Origin of the sequence: Archangium violaceum Cb vi76, from assembly GCF_000733295.1 — a bacterium.
In the GTDB taxonomy this organism is placed as follows: Bacteria; Myxococcota; Myxococcia; order Myxococcales; family Myxococcaceae; genus Archangium; species Archangium violaceum.
This window is the reverse complement of the sequence record NZ_JPMI01000230.1, coordinates 35,674-57,590: the sequence shown is the minus strand read 5'-3', so window position 1 is coordinate 57,590 and position 21,917 is coordinate 35,674. Positions and strand designations below refer to the sequence as shown.

The following is a 21,917-nucleotide window of genomic DNA, read 5'->3' as shown; positions in this document are numbered from 1 at the left end:
CGTCAACCACAGGGGGCGATCTCGCCCCCGTTGTCTCCGGTGAAGAGGAGCACCACCTGCTTCGGCGCCGCGTCCGCCACCCAGGGCGACACCAGCAGCGCGAGCACGGCCAGCAGCACCAGACGCCCACTCATCAGAAGCCCGCTCATTTCTTGCCGCCCTTCTTCGCCTTGTCCAGCTCGGTCAGGCGCGCCTTGGCCGTCCTGGCCGCATCCGACTTCGGGTAGCCCTTCACGAGCTCCTCGAGCGCCAGCCGCGACTCCTCCTGCATCTTCAACTTCTTGAAGCAATCCGACGAGCGCAGGTACGCCTCCGGCGTGGAGTCCGCCTTGGGGTGCTCCTGCAGCAGCTTGCCGTACTCGTAGAGGGCCTCACGGCACTTGTCCTCGGCGAAGTACGTCTCCCCCAGGCCGAAGTGGGCCTCGGCGGCCAGCGCGTCCTTGGGCCACTTCTTGAGGAACTCCGAGTAGAGCTGCCGGGCCACGGCCACGTCGCCGCCCTTGGCCTTCTCCCGGGCCAGCGCGAGGAACTCCTTCTTGTCCGTGGGCCGCTTCAGCTCCTCGGCCTTCTTCCTGGCCTCGGCTTCCTTCAGGGCCTCATCGCCCTTGAGCGCCTGCAGCCGCTTCTCCGTCTCCTCGCTCGTCCTGGCGAGCGCGCCCTCCAGCTCGCCAATCTTGTAGAGGTACGTCTCCACCTGACCGCGCAGCTGGGCGAGGTCCTCCACCGTCTTCTGCAGTTGGATGCCGATGTCCGCGCCCGAGCGGCGCGAGGCGGTGTCCAGGCTCTGCAGCGCCTTGGAGACCTCGGCGATCTTCGCGTCGATCTTCGGCAGCGTGGCGTCGAGCTGCTCTCGGGTCTGCTTCAGCTCCGCCTGGAGCTGGGCCTGGGAAGCATCGAGCTTCTCGAGCCGGGACTCCAAGGCGCGGCCGCGGTCGGCGGGGTAGAAGCAGCCGGCGAGCGCGAGCGGGAGGGCGAACAGGGCAAGCCTTCTCATAAGGGGGCGCATCTTACGGTCAAACCCCCTGGCCCGCGCGGGCTTCTTCATGCCCTCGGGGCCCGCCTGCCCGCTCGTCAACGCGACGGAGGCGGACCGGCGCCCCGCTCCACCCGCTCGATGGCGCGCGCGCAGGCCACCTGGAGCCGGGCGTTGTTGAGGAAGAAGGGGGTGGTGCGCGCCCTCCCCTCCTCCAGCGAGCGCAGGGCCCGCCGGTACTCCACTGCGGCCTCGGCCGGCACGCCCCGCTGCTCGAGCAACATCCCCAGCAGGTAGCGCGCCGCGGCCAGGTCCGGATCCAACACGAGGCAGCGCCGCAGCGCCTCCGCCGTCTGGGGACTCGCCTCCCCCCCCGAGGAGGCCCACTCCAGCACCTTCGCGAAGAGGGCATCCGCCTCCGTGTGCGCGCCGGCATCCCCGGGTTGCACCTCGGCGGGAGTCCCTGGTTTCGACGGAGCGGAGATCGCCGGAAAGCGCCCCGACGTGGGGGAGCGCGACGCGAGCAGGGCCCCCACTGCGGGCAGTCCACTGGAGCTCGGCCTGCTCGGGGCCCCGGGCGGCGCCGCTTCGGCGAAGGCCACGGCCTCCTGCGCCCGCGCATAGAAGAAGGCCTGCTCGAAGCGCACGGTGCGCAGGGCCGGCGGCGCGCGCAGCAATGGCTCGGCCGCCGAGAGCACCAACATCCCCTCGGGGGTCAGCCGCCCCGCCAGTGACGTCACCACCCGATCGAAGGGCTCGGGGGCGAAGTAGATGAGGACGTTGCGGCAGACGATGAGATCGAACCCCTGCCCCTCCGCCGCCACCGGGTAGGGCAGGTCCATCAGGTTGTGGCACTCGAAGCTGGCCCGATCCTTCAGGTGCCCCACCAGCGTGAAGCGGCCCCCGCCGGCGGGCAGGAACCAGCGCTCGCGCACCCCATGCGGCACCCGCTGGAACTGCTCCGCGCTGAAGCACAACTCCCGCGCCCGCGCGATGGCCGTCTCCGAGATGTCCGTGCCCAGCACCGTGCTGGAGGGATCCGCGCCCGCCTCGGCGAGCATCACCAGCAGCGTGGCCACCTCCTCGCCCGTGGCGCAGCCCGCGCTCCACACCCGCAGCGGCCGGTGCATCCTCGCCACCATCGGCTCCAGCACGTGCATGCGCAGCGCCGCCAGTTGCGGCTCGTCCCGGAAGAGCTCCGTCTTCTGCACGGAGATGGCGTCGATGAGCTCGGCCAGGTCCGCCGCGCCCGCGGGAGACTGCAGGTGAAGCAGGTACTGCGGCGTCAACCCGCCCGGCCGTGCCATCAGCTTCTCGTCGAGCCGGCGGCACTGCAGCTCACTCAAGGCCATGCCCGTCCGCCGCGCCACGAAGGCGTGGAAGGGACTGGTGGCCGGCGGAAAGGCGGGAGGAGTCACCTGCGCTCAGCGCCCCGCGGTGAGCGTCTCACCCCGGGCGAGCCGCACCAGCGCTCCCGCGATGTCGTCACCGTGGACGAGGTGATCCACCGCCTTGCGCGCCACCGACGCACCCGGCATGCCGAACACCACGCACGACTCCTCGTTCTGTGCCAGCGTCAGCCCACCGGCCTGCTTGATGGCGAGCATGCCCTCCGCTCCGTCCTCGCCCATGCCGGTGAGGATGAGCCCCAGGGTGCGCCGCCCGTAGGCCTTGGCCGCGCTCTCCAGCAGCACCGTGCCCGAGGGCATGTGCCCGTCCCGCTCCACACCCGGCCGCAGCGCCACCCGCCCCCGGAAGGGAATGGACATGTGCTGCCCCGGCGGGGCGATCAGCACGTTGCCCGGCAGCAGCTGCTCGCCGTCCGTCGCCAGGCGCACCTTCAGCTTCGAGGAATTGGCCAGCCAGCCCGCCAGCGACTCGGAGAACGCGGCGTTGATGTGCTGGACGATGACGATGGGCGTGGGGAAGTCCGCCGGCAGCTCCGAGAGCATCCGGAAGAGGACCTGCGGCCCACCGGTGGAGCTGGCCACCGCGAGCACCCCGTAGGGCATGCCCACCGGTGGCGCGGGCACCGCCACCGCCGCCCCACCCGTGCCCGGCAACGGCGGCCGGCGCTGCTTGCTGTTGTGGATGTGCCGGATGACCCGCACCGAGGACAACAGCTTCACCTCGCGCGACAGGTTCCACGCCTCGGTGCCCGCGTCGATGGCGGGTTTGATCTGCAGCGCCAGCGCGCCCAGCTCCAGCGCCCGGCACGTCAGCTCCGGCGCCTGCTGGCGCGGATCCGCCGTCAGCATGAGGATGGGCGTGGGCACCTCGGCCATGATGTGCTCCACGGCCGTGAGCCCATCCATCACCGGCATCTCCACGTCCATGGTGATGACCTGAGGACGCAGCTCCCGCGCGGCCTCCAGCGCCTCCTTGCCGTTGGCGCAAGTCCCGACAACCTCCAGGTCCGGATCCCGGCCCAGAGCTTCACAGATCAGCTGTCGGCAGATGTGCGAGTCGTCGACGACCAGCACTGACACTTTCTTGCCCATGTGGCTTCCATACTCCGTGCGCAACGCCCCGAGTATACCCAATTGGGCCCGCTGTCCCGCGGGCGCACGTCAGCCCAGGAGCCGGCCCACCACATCCACCAGATCCTGACGCACCAGGTCACCCTTGGTGATATAGCCGTCCGCGCCCGCCGCCAGCCCACGCTGCCGGTCTTCCTCTCCTCCACGGGTGGTGAGGATGACCACCGGGAGAACCTTATGGGTCGCATGGGCCTTGAGCCGGCGGGTCAGCTCCAACCCGTCCACCCGGGGCATTTCCAGGTCGGTGCAGACCAGGTCCACCCGGGGGCCATTGGAGGCGGCGTTGAGCATGTCCAGGGCCTCCATGCCGTCGGTGGCCATGATCACGTCGTACCCCACGGCCTCCAGGAGCGAGCCGATCAGCTCCCGGGTGAGGGGGGAGTCGTCCACCACCAGGATGCGGCGGCGGGGAGCGGGAAGCGGGCGGGCGGCGGCGGGCGCCCGGGGCACCCGCAGGCCCATGGCCCCCTGGGCGCTGGCGATGACGTGGGCCGCCGACAGCACCATGGCGAGCCGGCCGTCCGCCAGCGTGGTGGCGCCCGTGAGGTGCGGGAAGCGCGCCAGCAGCCCCTTCAGCGGCAGGATGGCCTGGACGCTCTCCTCGAGGACACGGTCCACCGCCAGCGCGGCCGTGGCCCCCTGGCTGCGCACCACCAGCACCAGGGCCCCCTCGCCCGCCACCGCCTCCGGTCCCAGCCCGAGCAACGCCCCCAGCGAGGCGAAGGGCATGGGCTGGTCATCCACCTCCAGCACCGCGCGCCCGGCCACCTCGCGGATCTGCGAGGCCTCCACCTTCACCGCCCGCGAGACGTGGGCGGCGCTCAGGCAGAGCGTCTCCTCGGCCACCTTCACGAAGAGCAGCGGGGCCACGGTGAGGGACACCGGCACCCGCAGCTCGAAGCGCGTGCCTCCGCCCGGCGTGGAGGCCACCAGCACGTCTCCCCCCAGCGCCCGGAGCGAGCTGCGCACCGCGTCCAGCCCCACGCCCCGCCCGGAGATGTCCGTGGCCACCTCGCGCGAGGTGAAGCCCGAGAGGAAGATGAGCTCGCGCGCCGCCTGATCCGTCAGCGCCGAGGCCGAGGCCTCGTCCAGGAAGCCCTTGCGCACCGCCGCCCGGCGCAGCAACGAGGGCTCCAGGCCCACGCCGTCGTCCTCCACGCGCAGCACCAGCCGGTTGCCGTCCCGCGCGGCCCCCAGCGTCAGCCGTCCGCGCGGGTGCTTGCCCGTGGCCACCCGGTCCACCCGCGACTCCAGGCCGTGGTCCAGCGCGTTGCGCACCAGGTGCAGCAGGGGATCTCTCAGCGCCTCCACCACCGCCCGGTCGGCACGGGTGTCCTCGCCGTCCACCACCAGCTCCACTTCCTTGCCCAGCTCGCGCGCCAGATCCCTCACCATGCGCGGGTAGGGCTCGAAGAGCACGGAGAGCGGCAGCATGCGCAGGCGCTGCACCTCGTCGGCCACGTAGCCCAGGTCGCGCAGCTCCTCGTTGGCCAGCAGCTTCGCCTCGCGGTGGAGGGCGGCGGCCAGCTCCTTCGCCTTGCCGAGCCGCTCCGAGAGCGCGGCGGCCGCCGGGCCCAGGTCCTCCGCGGCCCGCGCCAGCAGGCTCAGCTCCCGCGCCAGCTCCAACCGCCGGGTGGTCGCCAACTCGCGGCGGCGCGACAGCTGGGTGAGGTTCGTCACCGCGCTCGTGAGCAGATCCAGGCTGGCCACGCCGATGCGCACCGAGCCGTCCGCCCTGTCTCCCGCACGCACGCCGGACACCGAGCCCGTCCGCACCGGCACCTCGGGCGTGGCCGGTGGCATCCGGCTGATGGTGGTGGTGGCCGTGACCGTCGCGGAAGCCTGCGCGCGAGGAGGCTCCACCGGCACCGACCGGCCCACCAGGGGAGGCCGCGCCGGGGCGGTCGGCACGGGGGGGGACGACGGGGGCGGCGCCTGCCGCGACACCAGCGAGGACACCATGCCGCTCAGCGAAGCCGAGCCCCACGCGGGGGTGACATCCTCCCGATCGTCCCGATCCTTCTCCGGGGCCTCCTTGCGCGCGGGCGGCACCGGAGGGGACGCCGGGCCCGGGATGGAGGCGGGCACCGACTGACCGGAGACCTCGGCGCGGGTACACTCCTGCAGCCAGCGCACCAGCTTGCCCACCTCGGGAGGCGGCTGGGCCGGCTCGGGCGACGCACCGGCCAGCACCAGCACCGCGTCTCCCGCCTGGAGCAGCGCGTCGATGGAGCCGGCGGTCATCGCGTGCTCGGCGCGCTCGGTGGAGCGCACCAGCTCCTCCATCTCGTGCACGACGGAGTTGATGGCGTCGAAGCCCATCATCCGGGCCTCGCCCTTCAGCCCGTGCAGCTCGCGCAGCACGGTGCGGCCGGCCTCCAGGCTCGCACCCGCCTCCAGCTCCACGATGCGGCGGTTGATGCGCTCCAGGCGCACCCCCACCAGCTCCCGGAACTGCTTGAGCAACTTCTCCCGCGCGCTCACACCTTGCCCCCTGGCGCGGGTGGATCGATCTGGAAGCGCTCCACCACCCCTCTCAAGTCACGCGCCAGCGTGGACAGATCTCCATTGGCGCTGATGACCTGCTTGGTGGCGTTGTGGCTCTGCTGGGTGATGCGCAGGATGTCCGCCATGGCCTCGGCGAGCAGATCCGTTCCACCCTGCTGCTGCTGCGTGGCCAGCGAGATGGCCCGCACCGCGTCCGACGTGCGCCCGGCCAGCTCGACGATCTGCCGCAACGACTCGGAGACCTGCTGCGCCAGGGCGGTGCCCGTCTCGGTGGCGCGCACGCCGCCCTCGGTGGCCATCACCGCGCCGCCCGAGGCGTCCTGCACCTCCTCGATGAGCCCTTCTATCTCCTTGGTGGACTCGATGACGTTCTCCGCCAGCCGGCGCATCTCCGCGGCCACCAGCGAGAAGCCCTGCCCCACCTCGCCCGCCTTGGTGCCCTCCAGCTCGGCGTTGAGCGCGAGCAGGTCCGACTTGTCGGCCACGCCGTTGATGAACTCGACGATCTTGCCGATCTGCTGCACGCGCTTGTTCAACCGGGCCACCGCGGTGGCGATGGCCTGGTTGTCGTGGCGCATGCGGTTCATCGTCTCCAGGAAGGCCTCGGCGCTGGCCTGCCCCTGCCGGGCCGCCGCGAGCGTCTTGTGGGCGATCTCCGCCACCGAGCCCGCGTTCTCGGCGATCTGCCGGGCCGAGCGCGCCAGCTCCTCGGTGGTGGCGCTCGTCTCGTCCAGCGAGCTGGCCTGCTCGGCGGCCCCTCCCTCATAGCGCGCGGAGGTGGCGAGGATCTCCTCGGTGGTGGTGCCGATGCGGTAGCCGGCGCGCTGCAACTGGGCCAGCACGTCCGCCAGGTGGGCCCGCATGGTGGAGAAGGCGGCCGAGACGGCCCACACCTCGTCCTCGGCGGGGATGATGCGCGGGCGGCTCAGGTCCCCTTCGGCGATGCGGTGGGCGTCCTCGCCCAACTGGCGCATGGGACGGCCCAGCAACGTGCCACCCAGGTAGGCCGCGGCCAGGGCCACCCCGAAGACGAGCAGGCACAGCGCTCCGCCGGACCACAGCGCCTCGGTGCGCAGCAGCTCGGCCAGCTCCGCCTGCCGCTTCGGATCGGCCTCCGTCAGCATCTGATCGAAGGCCCGGTTGGCCAGCGAATTACTCACATCCCAGATGAGCGCCGCGGGTGTCACCACGACGATGGCGGTGAAGAGGCTCAGCCGCAGGCGGATCTGCGAGCGCCGGGGCGCCACGGAGATGGCCAGCTCGGGCGTCAGGCCCAGGGGGCCCATGTCCAGCACCACGCGCCGGGCCCGCATCGTGACGATGCAGTACGTCAACAGCGCGGAGAGTGGACCGAAGATCAGCCCCGGCAAGCCGAGGCGCAGGACCTCCAGCAGGTCCATGGACGCGCCGCTCACCCACAGCCCCACGTTGACGAGGAGGGAGTTGAACAGCCACATGGCCAGCGTGGAGACGAAGGAGAAGTCCGCGAGGCCCTGAACCTCCCGCAGCGCCTGCCCGAGCTGCTCCGGCTGGCTCGGCCCTTCCGCGGCCTCCACGCCGAGCAGCCCCCTCAGCCGGCGCAGGCAGAGCACCGCCTGCACAACGATGGCGGCACAGGAGAACACCGCCATCAGCTTGAAGTAGAGAGGCAGGCTGGCCTCCAGCCGCTCCCCGATGGTGAGCTGGGCGTAGCGCCCGCTGAGGATGGAGGTGGTGAAGTTGGCGTAGACGACCGCCATCACCAGGCGGCGGCTGAAGGGACGCCGGTAACGCAGGAAGCGCGGAGTCCGCATCACCCGTCCCTCTCCGCCACGCGGAAGCGCTGTACCGTGGCCTTCAAGTCCCTCGCCAGCGCCGAGAGGTCCGTATTGGCCGCCACCATCTGCTGGGTGGCCTCGGCGTTCTCCTCGGTGACACGCAGGATGTCCCCCATGGCGGCGGCGAGCTGATCCGTGCCCGTCTGCTGCTGCTGGGTGGCCAGGGAGATGGAGCGCACGGCGTGGGACGTCTGCCGCGCCAGCTCGAGGATGAGGCCCAGGCTCTGGTCCACCTGCGCCGCCAGCGAGGCGCCGCGCTCCGTCGTCTTCAACCCCGCCTCGGTGGCCATCACCGCCGCCTGGGTGGCATCGCGGATTTCATCGATGAGCCGCTCGATGGCCAGGGTGGAGGACAGCACGTTCTCCGCCAGCCGGCGCATCTCCGCGGCCACCAGCGAGAAGCCCCGGCCGGGCTCGCCCGCCTTGGTGCCCTCCAGCTCGGCGTTGAGCGCCAGCAGGTCCGACTTGTCGGCGATCTCGTTGATGAACTCCACCACCTTGCCGATCTGCTGCACCCGCTTGTTGAGCCGCACCACGGCATCCGCGATGCCCTGGTTGTCCCCCTTCATGCGGTGCATGGCCGCGAGGAAGGCCGCCGCGCTGCGCTGCCCGCTCTGCGCCGCCCCGAAGGTCGTCTCCGCCATGGTGGACACCGACTCGGCGTTGACGGCGATCTGCTGCGCCGAGCGCGCCAGCTCCTCGGTGGTGGCCCGCGTCTCGTTGAGCGAGATGGCCTGCTCCCCCGCCCCGGACTCCTGGTCCGCCGAGGTGGCCACCAGCTGCTCGGTGGTGGAGGAGATTTGAAGTCCCGCGCGCTGCAACTGCACGAGCGCCTGGGCCAGTTGAGCCTGCATGCGCGTGAAGGCCCCGGACACGGCCCACACCTCGTCCTCGGCGGGGATGAAGCGCGGGGTGCGCACCTCGCCCTGGGCGATGCGGGTGGCGTCCTCGGACAGGGCGCGCAGGGGCTCGGCCAGTGCCGTGCCCGCCACGTACGCCGTGCCCACCACCAGCAGCACCACCATCCCGGCGAGCACCACCAACGGCACTCCGGTGGCATGACGTGCCTTGTGCACCACCCTCTGCTGCACCACCGGCGACCCCCTCGCATCCAGGATCTGATCGACGGTGCTCAACGTGCGGCTCACCGACACATCGAGGATGAACATGGACGGGCTGAGCACCGCCACCGCGGTGAACATCACCAGCCGGCGCCGCAGCCGCAACCGCTCGGCGGGAAGCGCGGCGATGACCTCCTGCGGGGACAGGCCCTGCGCGGCGATGCGCTCGGCGGCCAGGCGGCCCCGGCGCACCACCAGGAGGTAGACGAGCATGGAGCACAGCGGACCGAGCGACAGGCCCACCAGGACGATGCGCATCCCCGTGCTCCACGGCGCCTGAGCCAGGGGCGGGAACGTCGCCGCCAGCATCAGCGCGCCCCCCACCCAGCCCTGCAGGGTGAACCAGAAGCAGCGCCCGGGGATGCGGCGGACCTCCTGGAGCGCGCGGCGCAGGTTGTCCGGATTGGTCGGCAGCCGCCTCTGCTCCAACGCCCTCAGCACGCGCAACGCGTGACGCTCCTGGGCGCCGGACAGCACGGCGTTCATCACCAGCACCGCCAGCAGCAACCCCAGGAAGAGCCACAAACGCCCGTCGGGCACCGAGTACGTGAGCTTGCCGTAGAACAGCGCCAGCCCCAGCCCCACCAGGCCCCCCAGCCAGGACGGCTGAGTGGTCCACCCCGACAGCCCCTTCAACCCCTCCAGTGCACTCACGCGGCCTCCCGGGCGGAGGGCGCCAGGAAACGCCCGAAGTGGACCAACGACATCAACGGCCACAGCGCGCCGCGCACCTGGACGAAACCGCGCAGACTGCCACCCGCCACCCGCTCCAGCAGCGCCGGCGCCGGCAGCAGGGCGAGCGGCTCGGAGTCGATCTCCAGCGCGTCCACGCCCACCGCCTCACCCGAGGCGGCCACGAGGATGCGCTCGGAACCGGTGCACACCCCGAAGGCCTGACACGCCGAACCGGCCCGGCCCCCGAAGGTGCTCGGCGATTCGATGGTGGCCACCTCGTGCGCGGAGAACGCCACCCGGTCGTGGCCCGCCCGGCACAGGAGCATGCCGGTGATGCTGCGGCTGCCCGTGGCCATGGCTCAGCTTCCCTGGCTGAGGTGATCGAACAGGCCCTCGGGATCGATGACCGCCACGTCGCGCTGGGCGCTGCGTGCGGGCCCCCGCAGGTGGAGGTGCACCCCGTTGGCGCCCAGGGGCTCCAGGCGTCCATCCACCTGGGACACGCCGGCGACCCGGCTGGCCGTGAGGGCCAGGGTGCCCCGCGTCAGCCGCACCAGCACGGCGCGGCGGGTGGGCTCGCTCTCCCCGGACACCAACGTGCTCATGTCCACCACGGGGATGACCTCCCCGCGGTGGGCGAAGACTCCCAACAGATGCCCGGGGGCGCCGGGCACCCGCGTCAGCTCCGGAAAGCTGACGACTTCCGCCGCGCACTCAGCGGGTACGGCGTACCAGCTGCTGCCACAGGCGAATACGAGGTAGGACTGTCGCGTCTCGGTCTCGGTCGAGGCCATTTCGCGCGCAGCCTACCTCAAGGACGGCTAGCGCACGAACTCGACGCGACGGTTGGCCGCCCAGGCCTCTTCCGTGGCGCCCTGCTCGACCGGCTTGTTCTCGCCGTAACCCACCGTCTTCAGCTGGCTGGCCGGCACGCCCAGGTCCACCAGGTACTTCTTGACCGAGGCGGCGCGCTTCTGGGACAGCTGGAGGTTGTACTCCTCGGTGCCACGCTCGTCCGCATGCCCGCCGAGCTCGATGCGGGCGCCCGAGTCCTTGATGCACTGGGCCAGCTCGCTCAGCTGGCTCTGGGCGTCGGTGGGGAGGGTGGACTCGTTGAAGCCGAAGCGCAGCGGCTCATAGTTGCACTCGGCCTTGGTGGCGACGGCCACGCACTTGTTCTCCTTGCACTCCTGGTCCCCACCGCAGTCGGTGTTGGAGTTGCAGGCGCCCGGCGGCAGCGCGCAGCGGCCCTTCTGGCACTCCTGGGCACCCTGGCACTGGGCCTTGGAGGTGCACTGCGGCTCGGCGCACTTGCCGGCCTCGCAGATCTTCCCGCCCGTGCACTGCTCATCGCGCGAGCACTCGGGGCCCTTGGGAACGCACTTGTTCTCCTGGCACGCGAAGCCCTCCTTGCAGTTGGCGTCGGAGGCGCACTCCTGGCAGGAGCCGTTCACGCAGACCTCGCCCTTCTCCTGGCAGGTCTCGTCGCTGTTGCACTTGGGGTAGGTCGGCGGGCAGCCGGCCAGCACCGTCACAGCGAGGGCGAGCCCCGCGACCATCGAAATCCGACGCATTTCTCCTCCAAAAAAAAGGATGTCCCGAGGACGACTCACACCTGATACGAGCCGTCCGCGTCTAGCCCGCCCCGGAACGTGGAGTCAAAGGCTTTTGTCCCTTATGGAAGGTTGCACCCGGCTTCGAAGCCCTTGATAGGACAAGGAAATTCAGGGGGGTCGCGCCTGGCCGCCCGCCCTGCGTCCCAGCGGACGGCCCACTTGCTTTCAACTCCCTGTGCTGAGCGCGAAGGGTCCGTACCTTCCTCCTCGTCACGAGGTTCCGGCGGCCGAAGGCCGGAGCCCCATCCGAGGAGGGGACATGACGAGGAAGGCACTGCTCGCCGTAGCGCTGGGAACCCTGTTGGCGGGAGTGGGCTGCAGCCACACGAAGGAGGGTGTCAAGGACGACGCCGAGCGCGCCGCGGAGAAGACGGGCGACGCGGCCGAGAAGGCGGGCGACAAGGCCGAGGACGCGGCGGACAAGGCCGGCGACGCCGTCGAGAAGGCGGGCGACAAGGCCGAGGACGCGACCGACCAGTGAGTGGGCCGGAGGAACTTCCCCGGCACCCTGGCCCACGCCCTCCGGTGAGCACCGGTGCGGCGTGGGCCGCGCTTCACGTTACCGGGCGAGGCACACCCCGTCCGTCCACCGGAGCCGCGGCTTGCGCGTCAGGCCACAGTTGGACTTGAGCCCCGCCTCCTCCTGCCACGCCTTCTCCGCCTTCTCGAGCGCCTCGAGCCGGGCCCGCAGCGTCTTCGCGTCCGTCGTCCGCGAGCACCAGGCGAGGTACTCGCGCGGACCGCCGCAGGGCTTGTGGCCGAACCCCGCCATCTCGCACTCCTCCACCTTCGCGCACCCGCGCGGGTTGGCCAGCGCCCGCGCCTCGCTCGCGAGCGTCTCCGCCCGCTGCTTCAACTTCGAGCCACCCTCCTCCTCCGCCCCGCCCGAGCCCATCAGCAACATCACCGCCCACGCCCCCAACTGAGCCGTCAGCAACGCCATGCCACACCTCCTCGCCTACACAAGAAGAACGCGCGGGTGGGGAGTGCCCCACACCCGCGCGTTCCAGTCAACCGGCTCGTCTCTCCAGCAACCGGGCGGAGCGCACCGCCCCACCCGGTGCGGGACCGGCTTCACCCCTCAGGCGGCCTTGCGCGTCTGGCGCCGCCGCAGGGACACGTACCGCGCCAGGGCGAACAGCCCCAGGTACAGGCTCGCGTCCGCGCCCGAGGTGGCGCCGCAGCCGCAACGCTCGGCCTTCACGGTGATGCCCACCGGAGCGGAGCCCACCACGTTGCCCGCGCTGTCGGAGAACACGGCCGTCACCGTGTGCGCCGTGCCACCCGCCACCTTGGAGCTGTCCCAGGTCGCCGTCAGCGTCGCCTCCGTGCCGGTGGCGATCACCTGACCGTCCACCAGGATGGAGAGCCGGGCCGGCGTGGTGCCCGCGGCCACCGCACCCGCGGCGGTGATGCGGACCTCACCGGACACCTCCGTACCACCCGCCGGCTCCGTCACCGCCACGGTGGGCTGTGCGAAGGGCGTGACGTTGGTCTGCGCGACACCGTTCAGGCCGGCCTGCTCGGCGTCCGTCAGGGTGAGCGTCCTCAGGCCCGAGGACATGAACGTCACCGTCAGGCCGGAGAGCACACCGTCCACGAAGGCCGCGTTGGCCGGGAGGACTCCCGCCGCGTCCGAGCTCGTCACCCGGACCGCACTCGCGTAGGAGGTGGCCACGTTGCCATGCATGTCGTACGCCGTGGCGGAGAGCGTCACCTCCTGGCCCGCGGTGACACTCGCCGGGAGCGTCAGCACATAGCCGGCCGCCGGGCCCGGCGTCACCACGAACCCCGTGGTGGTCCCACCCATGAAGCCCTGGGCGCTCGCCACCAGCGTGTAGCCAAAGCCGGCCTTGCGCAGGGACACCCCCTCGAACTTCGCCACGCCATTCACCGCGGACACCGGAGCCGCGCCGAGCAGCATGCCCGCCGCCGGGTTCGCCCCGAGGCTCAGCGACACCTGGGCCGTGCTGTTGGAGAGCATGTTGCCCAGGGCGTCCTGGAGCTCCACCTCGATGGGCTCCAGCGGGACACCCGCCATGACCCGGGCCTGAATGCCGCGGAAGACCAGGCGCGCCAGAGCCCCGGTGGTGACCTCGAACGCCGAGCTCGTCACCGAGGACAGCGAGGCCGTGCTCGCCTGGAGCGTGTAGCCCCGGGCGGAGCGGTCGAGCGACAGGTCCGTGAAGGTGGCCACGCCGTTGACGGCCGCCACCGCGGTGGTGCCCGTCAGCGTCGCACTGCCCGGGTTGGAGCCCAGGGAGAGCGTGATGATGTCCGAAGCCCCCGTGACGATGTTGCCGAAGGCATCCAGGATGGACACCCGGATCGCCGGGCCGATCGCGGCCCCCGCCTGGGTGGCACCGGGCTGGACCGAGAAGGCCAGCGCCGCCGCCGCACCGGGCGAGACATCGAACGTGCCGCTGGTGACGTCCACCAGACCCTCCGCGTGCGCCAGCAGCCGGTAGCCCGCCGCCGCACGGGTGATGGTCAGGTCATTGAAGGCCGCCACACCGCCGCTCGCCGTCACCGTGGTGGTGCCGCCCAGCGTGGCACCCGTGCCGCCCTGGAGCGTCAGGGTGATGCTGTCCGTCGCCGCCACCGGGTTGCCGAAGGCATCGCGGATCTCCACCTCGACCGGGGCGAGCACCGCGCCCGCCGTGGTGTGGGCCGGGGCCGTCCGGAAGACCAGCCGGGAAGACTTGCCGGCCTCCACATTGAACGCCGCGCTCGTGGCGCCCGTGAGCGAGCCCGAGGCAGCGACCAGCGTGAAGCCCGAGCCCACCCGGTTGACGGCCAGGTCGTTGAAGGAGGCCACGCCGTTGACGGCCGCCGCCTTCATCGTGCCCACCAGCGAGGCCCCCTCCGGGTTGCTCGCCAGGGACAGGGAGACCTCGTCATGGGCGCTCGCCACGACGTTGCCGTACTCGTCCTGGATGGAGACCTTCACCGCCGGGGCGAAGGCCGTGCCCGCCGCCACGTTGGCCGGCTGGACGGCGAAGGCCAGTGCGGCCACCGCGCCCGGAGCGATGTCGAAGGCGCGGCTGGTGGCCCCCGACAGGCCCGTGGCGTTCGCGCTCAGCGTGTAGCCCAGGGCCGCCCTGCGGATGAAGAGCGACGGGAAGGTGGCCACGCCGTTGACGGCCACCACCGTGGTGGTGCCGCCGAGCGAGCCGCCCGCCGGACCACCCAGGGAGAGCGTCACCTCCGCCGTCGAGGCGGTGTTGAGGTTGCCCTCCAGGTCCTGGAGCTCCACCGTCACGGGAGCGAGCGTCGCGCCCGCCACCGCGCTGGCCGGAGGCGCGCGGAACGCCAGCCGGGCCGGAGCACCCGCGTTCACGTTGAAGCCCACGCTGGTGTCCAGGAAGAGCCCGCTGCCGCCCGCCTGCAGCGTGTAGTTGACGCCGGGGCGGTTCACCGTCAGGGCGTCGAAGGTGGCCACACCGTTCACCGCGTCCACGGTGGTGGTGCCACCCAGGGCGCCGCCGCTGGCGTTGTAGGACAGCGACACCGAGACGGGCGAGTTGACCTGCGTCGCCAGGTTGCCGAGCCGGTCATACAGGGAGACCTCCACGGCCGGGGTGATGGGAGCACCCACCGCCACGTCGGAAGGCTGCCGGGTGATGAGGGCGCGGTACGGAGCACCAGGCGTCACCTCGAACAACTCACTGTTCGCGCTGGTGAGCGAGCCCGACGTGGCGGTCAGCCTGTTCCCGGTCCCCATCTTGTTGAGCGACAGGTTCGAGAAGGTGGCCACCCCCTTCACCGCCGCCACCGTGGTGGTGCCGGAGAGCGTGGCGCCGCCAGGGCTGGCGCTCAGCGCGAGGACGACGTTCGCCGTGGAGGTGGTCACGTTGCCGAACCGGTCCTGGATGGCCACCTGCACCGCGGGATCGATGGTCGCGCCCGCCCCCACGGTGGAAGGCTGGGTCACGAAGGCCAGCTTGTTCGCCGCGGCCGGGGTGATGTTGAAGGTCGAGCTGGTGGCGCCGGTGAGGCCAGTGGCGCTGGCCGTCAGCGTGTAGCCCGTGCCCACCTTGTCGATGGACAGGTTGCCGAACATGGCCACTCCGCTGCTCATGGCCGACGTCGTGGTGCCGGACAGCGTGCCACCGCCCGCGTTGTCGCCAATGGCGAGGGTGACGCTGTACGTGCCCGTGGACACCGTGTTGCCGTATGCATCCAACAGGCCCACCCTCACGGGGGGCGCGATGGAAGCACCGGCCGCCACGGAGGAGGGCTGGATGGTGAAGACCAGGCGGGTCGGGGGGGCCACGGTGACGGTGGTGCTGGCACTGGCGGTCATGCCCGGGCTCGCCGTGTCCGTCGCGGTGACGGACTGCGCGCCCACGGTGCCGAAGGCGACGGGGATACCGCTCGCCACGCCCGCGGTGAAGTTCGCGGTGGGGGGCATCACCGCCCGGGAATCCGAGCTGGTGAGCGCCGCACTGCCGTTGTAGCCGCTGGCCACCACGCCCAGGGCGTCCACCGCCGACACGGTCAGGGACGACTCCGTGCCCACGGCCACCGTGGCCGGCAGCCCGGTCACCTTGTAGGCCACGGCCGGTCCCGGCGGCGGCGTGTTCGTGGTGCAGGTGACCGCCGAGTCCGCCGTGACGCGGACGTCATCCACGTAGAAGCCCTCGTAGTTGCCGGTGTTGTCACTGTAGAAGCGGAACCCGAACCACACCTTCTGCCCGGCGAGCGCGGACAGGTTGACGGAGACCGGCTTGAGCGCGCCGTTGCCGTTGAGGCTCTGGTAGGTCCAGATGCGCGTCGTCGTGCTGCTGCTGAGCACGTTGTCGTAGCCACCCGCCGAGATGTAGGGCTGCGTCGACGACACCGTGTCGGACACCGCGGTCCACGGACCGCTCGCCCCCGTGGTGCTGTAGACGAGCCAGACACCGTCGTACCGGGACTCGAGGTTGTACCAGACGTTGAACGTCATCTCCGGGCTGCGGGGAGTGGAGGGGATGGAGAAGCCGTTGATGTCCGCCGACACCGAGCCGTTGCCACCCAGCACCAGCACGAGCTGCTGGTTGGTGGAGTAGGTGCCGCCGCACGTGGTGCCGGTCGAGGCCATCCGGTACGCGTTCGTCGCCGACTGGTAGTGGCAGCCGGAGAAGATCTTCATGCTGGCCGCGCTGCCGGTGGTGACCGTGGGAATCCAGTACGCGGACGCGCTGGCCGGACGGTTGGCGTCGAAGTCATCGAAGTAGCGAACGCCCGGAGTCACCGCGCCGGTGGGCGTGGCCCCCAGTTGGACCGTGTTCGTCTCCTCGAGCGTGGCCGTGCTCGTCTCGGTGGCGCGCACCACGTAGTAGTACGGCGTGCCGTGCGTCAGGTTCAGGTCATCCGAGAACGTGGTGCCCGTCACGCCGGTGGCGATCCGGTTGGCCGCCGACGGGGTGAAGCCCGGCGTGGTGCTCCGGTACACCGAGTAGCCGAGGGTGCCACCGCAGATGGGCGAGCCCGCGGACCAGGCCAGGGTGTTGGCGCAGGTGCTGGAGGCGCCGTTGTTGACGGAGGTAAGACCCGCGAACGTGGGCGGCAGCGTGCACACGCCCGTGGCCGTCACGGAGGCCTCGTTGGAGTCCGGAGACTCGGCGCACTCCACCGCACGCACCACGTAGTGGTACGTCGTCCCGCCAGACAGGCCGGCGTCCGAGAACGGCGGTGCCGCCACGGTGCCCACGCGCGTATACGGCCCGCCCCGCGTGGTGGAGCGGTAGACGTTGTAGGAAGCCGCGCCATTGGGCGTCCAGCTCACGTCGATGACGCCGGTGCCACCCGGAGCGGCCGTCACGCCGGAAAGCGTGCCACCCGGAGTGGCGCAGGCGTTGTAGACGACGAGCGCGAAGTCCTGATCCACCGCCACGCCGTTGTTGGGCACGCCGTCCGAGTTGAGGTTGGTGGCCGTTACCGTCACGGTGACGGGCCCCGTGGTGCCCGCCGGCAGGAAGACGCTCTCCACGTTGTTCTGGGCATCCGCGCTGCCACCGGTGACGGACGTGCCGCCGGTGAAGACGTTACCCTTGTACGTGTTGCCGCCCACCGTCACGGTGAGATCCAGGTTGTTCTTCCAGGCGCTACCGGTGGTGGAGCCCGGGGCGTCCGTCCACGCCAGCGTCACGCGGAAGGGCTTCGTCGCATCACCCACCTGGGTGGAGAAGATCCGCGTCTCACCGGTGGTGCGCAGGAGGTTCTCCGGGCGCTGGTCATCCAGCAGGCGCCCGACCCCGTCGAACGCCATGCCCAGGTCCATCAGGCCGGTGCCCTGGCTGTTGGAGTAGAGCGAGTCGTTGGCCCCCGTGCCCGTCATGTAGCGGGTGGAGCCCATCAGGAAGGCCTTCGTCATCGCCGGGCTGGGCGGAGCGCCGCCCTGGTTGATGAAGTACTGGCGGACGAGCGCCGCCGCTCCCGCCACCGCGGGCGTGGAGTGGCTGGTGCCGGAGGAGGCCGAGTACCACTGCTGGCCCGTCGGGAAGTAGAGGCTGCCGCTCGTGCCGCCACAGACACCCTCGCCGTCGAAGCAGGAGAGCGCCGAGCCATTGGGGTTGGCCGGCGTGGTGGCGCGCTGGCCCGCCGTCTGGGCCACGCCACCTCCAATGTGCGTGCCCGGGGCCTGGATGTCCGGCTTCTTGCGGCCGTCCGCGGTGGGGCCGCGGCTGGAGAAGGACGCCACGTCATAGAGGCTGTTCGCCTCGCTGTCGGGAGTGCTGCATCCATCCGAGCCACCAAAGGGCCGGACGTTCTCCGAGGCACCCACGCTCATGACGTTCTTCGCCGTGGCGGGGGTGCCGATGGAGCCCGCGGTGGGGCCGTCGTTGCCCGCCGCGAAGGCGATGAACATCTCCTGGTTGCCCGCGTTCGGCACCGCCGAGCCCGTGGGCTGCGCGTCGCGCACCAGCGCGTCGTACCGCTGCGCGTCCGCGTCGTACAGATCGGAGCCAGCGCCCCAACTGTTGGAGCTGATGCGCATGCCGTCCCGGTACGCGCGCGACTGCAGGTCCTCGTAGTCCGGATCCGTGAAGGAGTCCGGATCGAACAACACCGAGGAGCCCACCTTCACGAAGGGCGCCACGCCCAGGCCGTGGGTGAAGCCGCTGCTGTCCGTGTAGGGCGCCGCGGTCTGGTTGGAGAAACCCGCCACGATGTGGGCATTCAGGGTGCCGTGGCCATCGCAGCCCTGGATGGTGCTGCCCGAGTTCGCCGAGCCCTCCAGCCGGGCGTAGACGACGCGGCTGGCCGCGGAGACATCCCCGTTGACGTACAGGCCGAAGTGGTTGGGCGTCCCCGTGCCGTTGTCCAGGCCGCTGTCACTCACGTCCACGCCAAAGCCGGACGCGGTGAACTGCGCCTGGGTGAACCCCTTGGACGCCAGCCACGCCAGGTAGCCCGGCCCCGTCGGTCCGTTGCCGGTGATCTGCCCGGCGAGGATCATGTTCTGCCGCTCGTCGAACTTCTTGCGCTGCGGGCGCGGCTGGATGGACAGCACGTCCGGGCGCTGGACGATCTGATGGAGCGCCGCCTGGTCCACCCAGGCCACCACGTTCACGTAGTCCAGCGCCTCCTGGACGACCCCCTCGCGCGACTGCAGCCCGCGGATGAGCGCCAGCGTCGCGCTGTTCGCCTCGTCATCCTTGATGAGCTGGATGGCATAGGTGGGCGTGTCGATCGTCCGGACGGTGGGGTGCAGCTTGTAGTCGTCCAGGTACTCGCCGTCCCACTGGATGGTCCGGGAGGCGGTGATGTGCCGCTGCAGGCTGCCCAGCGCGGCGGCATCTCCATAGACGAGGTAGGCGTTGTTGGGGACGTACGTCACCACCTTGACGCCCGTGGCCGCCAGCTCCTCGAGCCACTCGGCATGCACCGGGCCGGAGAAGTGCACCAGGTGGAAGCGCTTGCCGCTGGTGGCCGCCTGCTTCCGCATGCCCCGTAGGGACTGCGCACTCGCGGCCGCGGTGTCGATCACCCCCGCGTTCAACAGGATGTGATCGTAGTCATCGCGCAGCTCCACGTCCGGCGTCGCGGGCAACGACTTCAGCGTGGCGTCGTCCACCTGCACCAGCTTGAAGGAGCCGTAGTCCCCGAGCACCTTGGCGCCCTGCCTCTCCAGCGCGGCCGCCTGCTGCGCGCTGAGCTGCACCTTGTGGAACGGCGCCTCTGAACGGTAGCCCTCGAGCCGCTGTCCGGGCTCGTTCCCCGAGCCTCCACATGCCAGCGCCGTCGTGAGCCATGCGACTCCCAGCACTCTCGTGGACACACCACGAGCGCGCATACCGGCCGTCCGGTACGCCGATTCCTTCATTGTTCTACCCCTTGAAGACGAGCGCCCACGCCCGCTGCCGTGGCTCCGCCCGGTGAAGACCGGTGGCTGCTCCGCTGTCGGCGCGTCCCCTTGAACGCCGGAGTCACACGCCCGCTACCCACCACCGGTGTCTAATGAAATATCACACTCTCGCCAAAACCGACAAGACACCCACACTGCAAGTTTCTCGTTGATGTTCAACTCATTGAGCTATCAATGAGCTGGACCGTGGCGCGGCTGCCAATGTCTCACAGATCGAGAAACTCTTTACGCGGAGTGCGTGCAAGGCTTTACCGAGAGGCTTCCGGGCGGGAAGAATCTCCGGGATTCCGGGCGCCTGGTCCTTGAAGGAACGGCGGATTTCCGGAACGGTGCGGCCCGGCGGCCACAGTGGCCCCTGCCCCAAGGTGCTTCGACATGCCTTCCACCGTGCTCATCGTCGATGACGAGAAGAACATCCTCCTGACGCTCCAGACGTCGCTGCAGCTGGCGGGCTACCGCACGGAGCTGGCGGCCAGCGGCCAGGTGGCCCTGGACGTGGTGTCCGCGCGCCCGGTGGACGCGGTGCTGATGGACGTGAAGATGCCGGACATGGACGGGCTGACGGCCCTGGCCCGGTTGATGGAGCTCAGACCGGAGCTGCCCGTCATCATGATGTCCGGGCACGGCACCATCGACACGGCGGTGAAGGCCACGCAGCTGGGCGCGCGCGACTTCCTGGAGAAGCCCATTGCCCGGGACAGGCTGCTGGTGGCGCTGCGCAACGCGCTCAAGCAGCAGGCGATGCTCGAGGAGTTGCAGGCCCTGCGCGCGGAGGTGGGCCGCTACGACATGGTGGGCAGCGGCCCGGCCATGCAGCGCATCTTCTCGCTCATCCAGCGCACGGCGCCCTCGGAGGGCCGGGTGCTCATCACCGGCGAGAACGGCACCGGCAAGGAGCTCATCGCCCGGGCGCTGCACCAGAACTCCAAGCGCAAGAACGCGCCCTTCGTGAAGCTCAACTGCGCGGCGGTGCCACACGAGCTCATCGAGAGCGAGCTGTTCGGCCACGAGAAGGGCGCCTTCACCGGCGCGGTGAGCGTGCGGCGCGGCAAGTTCGAGCTGGCCCACGAGGGCACGCTCTTCCTGGACGAGATCGGCGACATGCCCCAGGCCATGCAGACCAAGCTGCTGCGCGTGCTGCAAGAGGGCGAGCTGGAGCGGGTGGGCGGCGCGGAGACCCTCAAGGTGAACGTGCGCGTCATCGCCGCGACGAACAAGAACCTGGAGAAGGAGATCGAAGCCGGGCGCTTCCGCGAGGACCTCTACTACCGCATCAACGTGGTGCAGATTCACTCGCCGCCCCTGCGCGAGCGGCGCGAGGATCTCCCGGCGCTGATCGACGCCTTCCTGAAGGAGGCGTGCACGAAGAACGGGCGCCGGCCGCTGTCGCTGTCCCCCGACGCGCTGGCGGTGATGTCCGCCTACGACTATCCGGGCAACGTGCGCGAGCTGCGCAACCTGGTGGAGCGGCTGGCCATCCTCTGCGAGGGCCCCGTCGTCCAGGGCCAGGAGGCCGCCGAGCTGCTACCTCGGGGCAAGGGGACCGTGCCGCAGTCCGCGGCTCCATCCGTTCCCCCTCCGATTCCCACGGCGGCTCCCGCGGCTCCGGCGCCTGGCGGCGGCTTCCGGCCCCGCGTGGACCGGACCTTCCGCGAGCAGGTGGAGGACGCCGAGCGGGAGATCATCCTGTTCACGCTCGCGCACACGCAGGACAACGTCACCGAGGCGGCGCGGCTGCTCGATCTGGAGCGCGGTCACTTCTATAAAAAGATGAAGGCACTGGGCCTGCGGCGCGGCGCGGAGAAGGACGCGGGGACCAGCGGAGGCGAGGGCTGATGAATACGCATGGAGCGGCCATCGGTTGGACCCTGGTGCGGGTGGTGTTCGGCCTGACGCTGGCACTTGCACACGGTCTGCCAAAGGTGACGGGAGACATCAGCCGTTTCGCCGAGGGCGTGGCGGGGCTCGGCTTCCCCATCCCCCTCTTCTTCGCCTGGTGCGCGGCGCTGGCGGAGCTGGTGGGCGGGCTGCTGGTGGCGCTGGGCCTCTTCACCCGGCCGGCGGCGGCCTTCGCGGCCTTCACCATGGTGGTGGCGCTCTACCGCCACCGCGTGGACCCCTTCGGCCGCATGGAGCTGGCGCTGCTCTACCTGGCGGTGCTCGCCGCGGCCGTGCTCGTCGGCGGTGGGCCCTACAGCGTCGACGCGAAGGTGCGCGGCCGGAAGGCCTGACGCGGACCTCCGCATCTTTTGCATCCGGCCGCCCGCACGCATGCAGGATTTGCGGGCAGCCGGGCGGCTCTCCGGAAGGCCAC

15 protein-coding genes are annotated in these 21,917 nt (G+C 70.8%); 3 read left to right on the top strand and 12 right to left on the bottom strand.

All coding sequences use genetic code 11. The features are described from left to right. Positions 1-2: 2 nt before the first annotated feature. From Q664_RS59415 to Q664_RS31035, 10 genes are all read right to left on the bottom strand, one after another. Entirely contained in the window at positions 3-149 is a 147-nt protein-coding gene (locus tag Q664_RS59415) for a hypothetical protein (protein WP_160174535.1), read from the bottom strand. Beyond that, positions 146-994 carry a tetratricopeptide repeat protein gene (locus Q664_RS31075; RefSeq protein WP_043403683.1) on the bottom strand — a complete coding sequence of 283 codons (849 nt, stop codon included), beginning with the start codon at positions 992-994 and terminating at the stop codon, positions 146-148. The genes Q664_RS59415 and Q664_RS31075 overlap by 4 nt, the downstream gene beginning before the upstream one ends. Before the next feature lie 77 nt (positions 995-1,071). Beyond that, positions 1,072-2,391 carry a CheR family methyltransferase gene (locus tag Q664_RS31070; protein ID WP_043403681.1) on the bottom strand — a complete coding sequence of 440 codons (1,320 nt, stop codon included), beginning with the start codon at positions 2,389-2,391 and terminating at the stop codon, positions 1,072-1,074. A gap of 6 nt (positions 2,392-2,397) precedes the next feature. Then, positions 2,398-3,474 (bottom strand): chemotaxis-specific protein-glutamate methyltransferase CheB, encoded by a 1,077-nt coding sequence (gene cheB / locus Q664_RS31065; RefSeq protein ID WP_043403679.1) that lies wholly within the window; start codon positions 3,472-3,474, stop codon positions 2,398-2,400. Positions 3,475-3,543: 69 nt separating this feature from the next. After that, positions 3,544-5,997, bottom strand: a complete 2,454-nt coding sequence (locus tag Q664_RS31060; RefSeq protein WP_043403677.1) for a hybrid sensor histidine kinase/response regulator — start codon at positions 5,995-5,997, stop codon at positions 3,544-3,546. Then, complete coding sequence (locus Q664_RS31055; RefSeq protein WP_052518886.1) at positions 5,994-7,814, bottom strand: methyl-accepting chemotaxis protein; 1,821 nt, start codon at positions 7,812-7,814, stop codon at positions 5,994-5,996. The genes Q664_RS31060 and Q664_RS31055 overlap by 4 nt, the downstream gene beginning before the upstream one ends. Next, the gene (locus Q664_RS31050; RefSeq protein ID WP_043403675.1) at positions 7,814-9,613 is read right to left on the bottom strand and encodes a methyl-accepting chemotaxis protein; all 1,800 of its coding nucleotides are present in this window, start codon (positions 9,611-9,613) and stop codon (positions 7,814-7,816) included. Before Q664_RS31050 ends, Q664_RS31055 begins: the two co-directional genes overlap by 1 nt. Then, positions 9,610-9,990 (bottom strand): hypothetical protein, encoded by a 381-nt coding sequence (locus tag Q664_RS31045; RefSeq protein ID WP_043403674.1) that lies wholly within the window; start codon positions 9,988-9,990, stop codon positions 9,610-9,612. Before Q664_RS31045 ends, Q664_RS31050 begins: the two co-directional genes overlap by 4 nt. Positions 9,991-9,993: 3 nt before the next feature. After that, entirely contained in the window at positions 9,994-10,428 is a 435-nt protein-coding gene (locus tag Q664_RS31040) for a chemotaxis protein CheW (RefSeq protein ID WP_043403672.1), read from the bottom strand. A 27-nt stretch (positions 10,429-10,455) separates the two neighbouring features. Next, entirely contained in the window at positions 10,456-11,208 is a 753-nt protein-coding gene (locus Q664_RS31035; RefSeq protein WP_043403670.1) for an OmpA family protein, read from the bottom strand. Positions 11,209-11,509: 301 nt separating this feature from the next. Between Q664_RS31035 and Q664_RS31030 the strand changes: the two genes are divergently transcribed. After that, entirely contained in the window at positions 11,510-11,731 is a 222-nt protein-coding gene (locus Q664_RS31030; RefSeq protein ID WP_043403668.1) for a hypothetical protein, read from the top strand. Between the two features lie 78 nt (positions 11,732-11,809). Here Q664_RS31030 and Q664_RS31025 read toward each other — a convergent pair whose 3' ends face one another. Together Q664_RS31025 and Q664_RS31020 are read right to left on the bottom strand one after the other, a co-directional pair. Continuing rightward, positions 11,810-12,193: a hypothetical protein gene (locus Q664_RS31025; protein ID WP_043403666.1), complete on the bottom strand. Its 384-nt coding sequence runs from the start codon at positions 12,191-12,193 to the stop codon at positions 11,810-11,812. Between the two features lie 138 nt (positions 12,194-12,331). Next, positions 12,332-19,531, bottom strand: a complete 7,200-nt coding sequence (locus Q664_RS31020) for a S8 family serine peptidase (RefSeq protein ID WP_075207561.1) — start codon at positions 19,529-19,531, stop codon at positions 12,332-12,334. A gap of 447 nt (positions 19,532-19,978) precedes the next feature. Between Q664_RS31020 and Q664_RS31015 the strand changes: the two genes are divergently transcribed. Together Q664_RS31015 and Q664_RS31010 are read left to right on the top strand one after the other, a co-directional pair. Continuing rightward, a complete protein-coding gene (locus Q664_RS31015) occupies positions 19,979-21,439 on the top strand; it encodes a sigma-54-dependent transcriptional regulator (RefSeq protein ID WP_043403664.1) in 1,461 nt (486 codons plus the stop codon). Further along, a complete protein-coding gene (locus Q664_RS31010; protein WP_043403663.1) occupies positions 21,439-21,834 on the top strand; it encodes a DoxX family protein in 396 nt (131 codons plus the stop codon). Before Q664_RS31015 ends, Q664_RS31010 begins: the two co-directional genes overlap by 1 nt. The last annotated feature ends 83 nt before the right edge of the window (positions 21,835-21,917 follow it).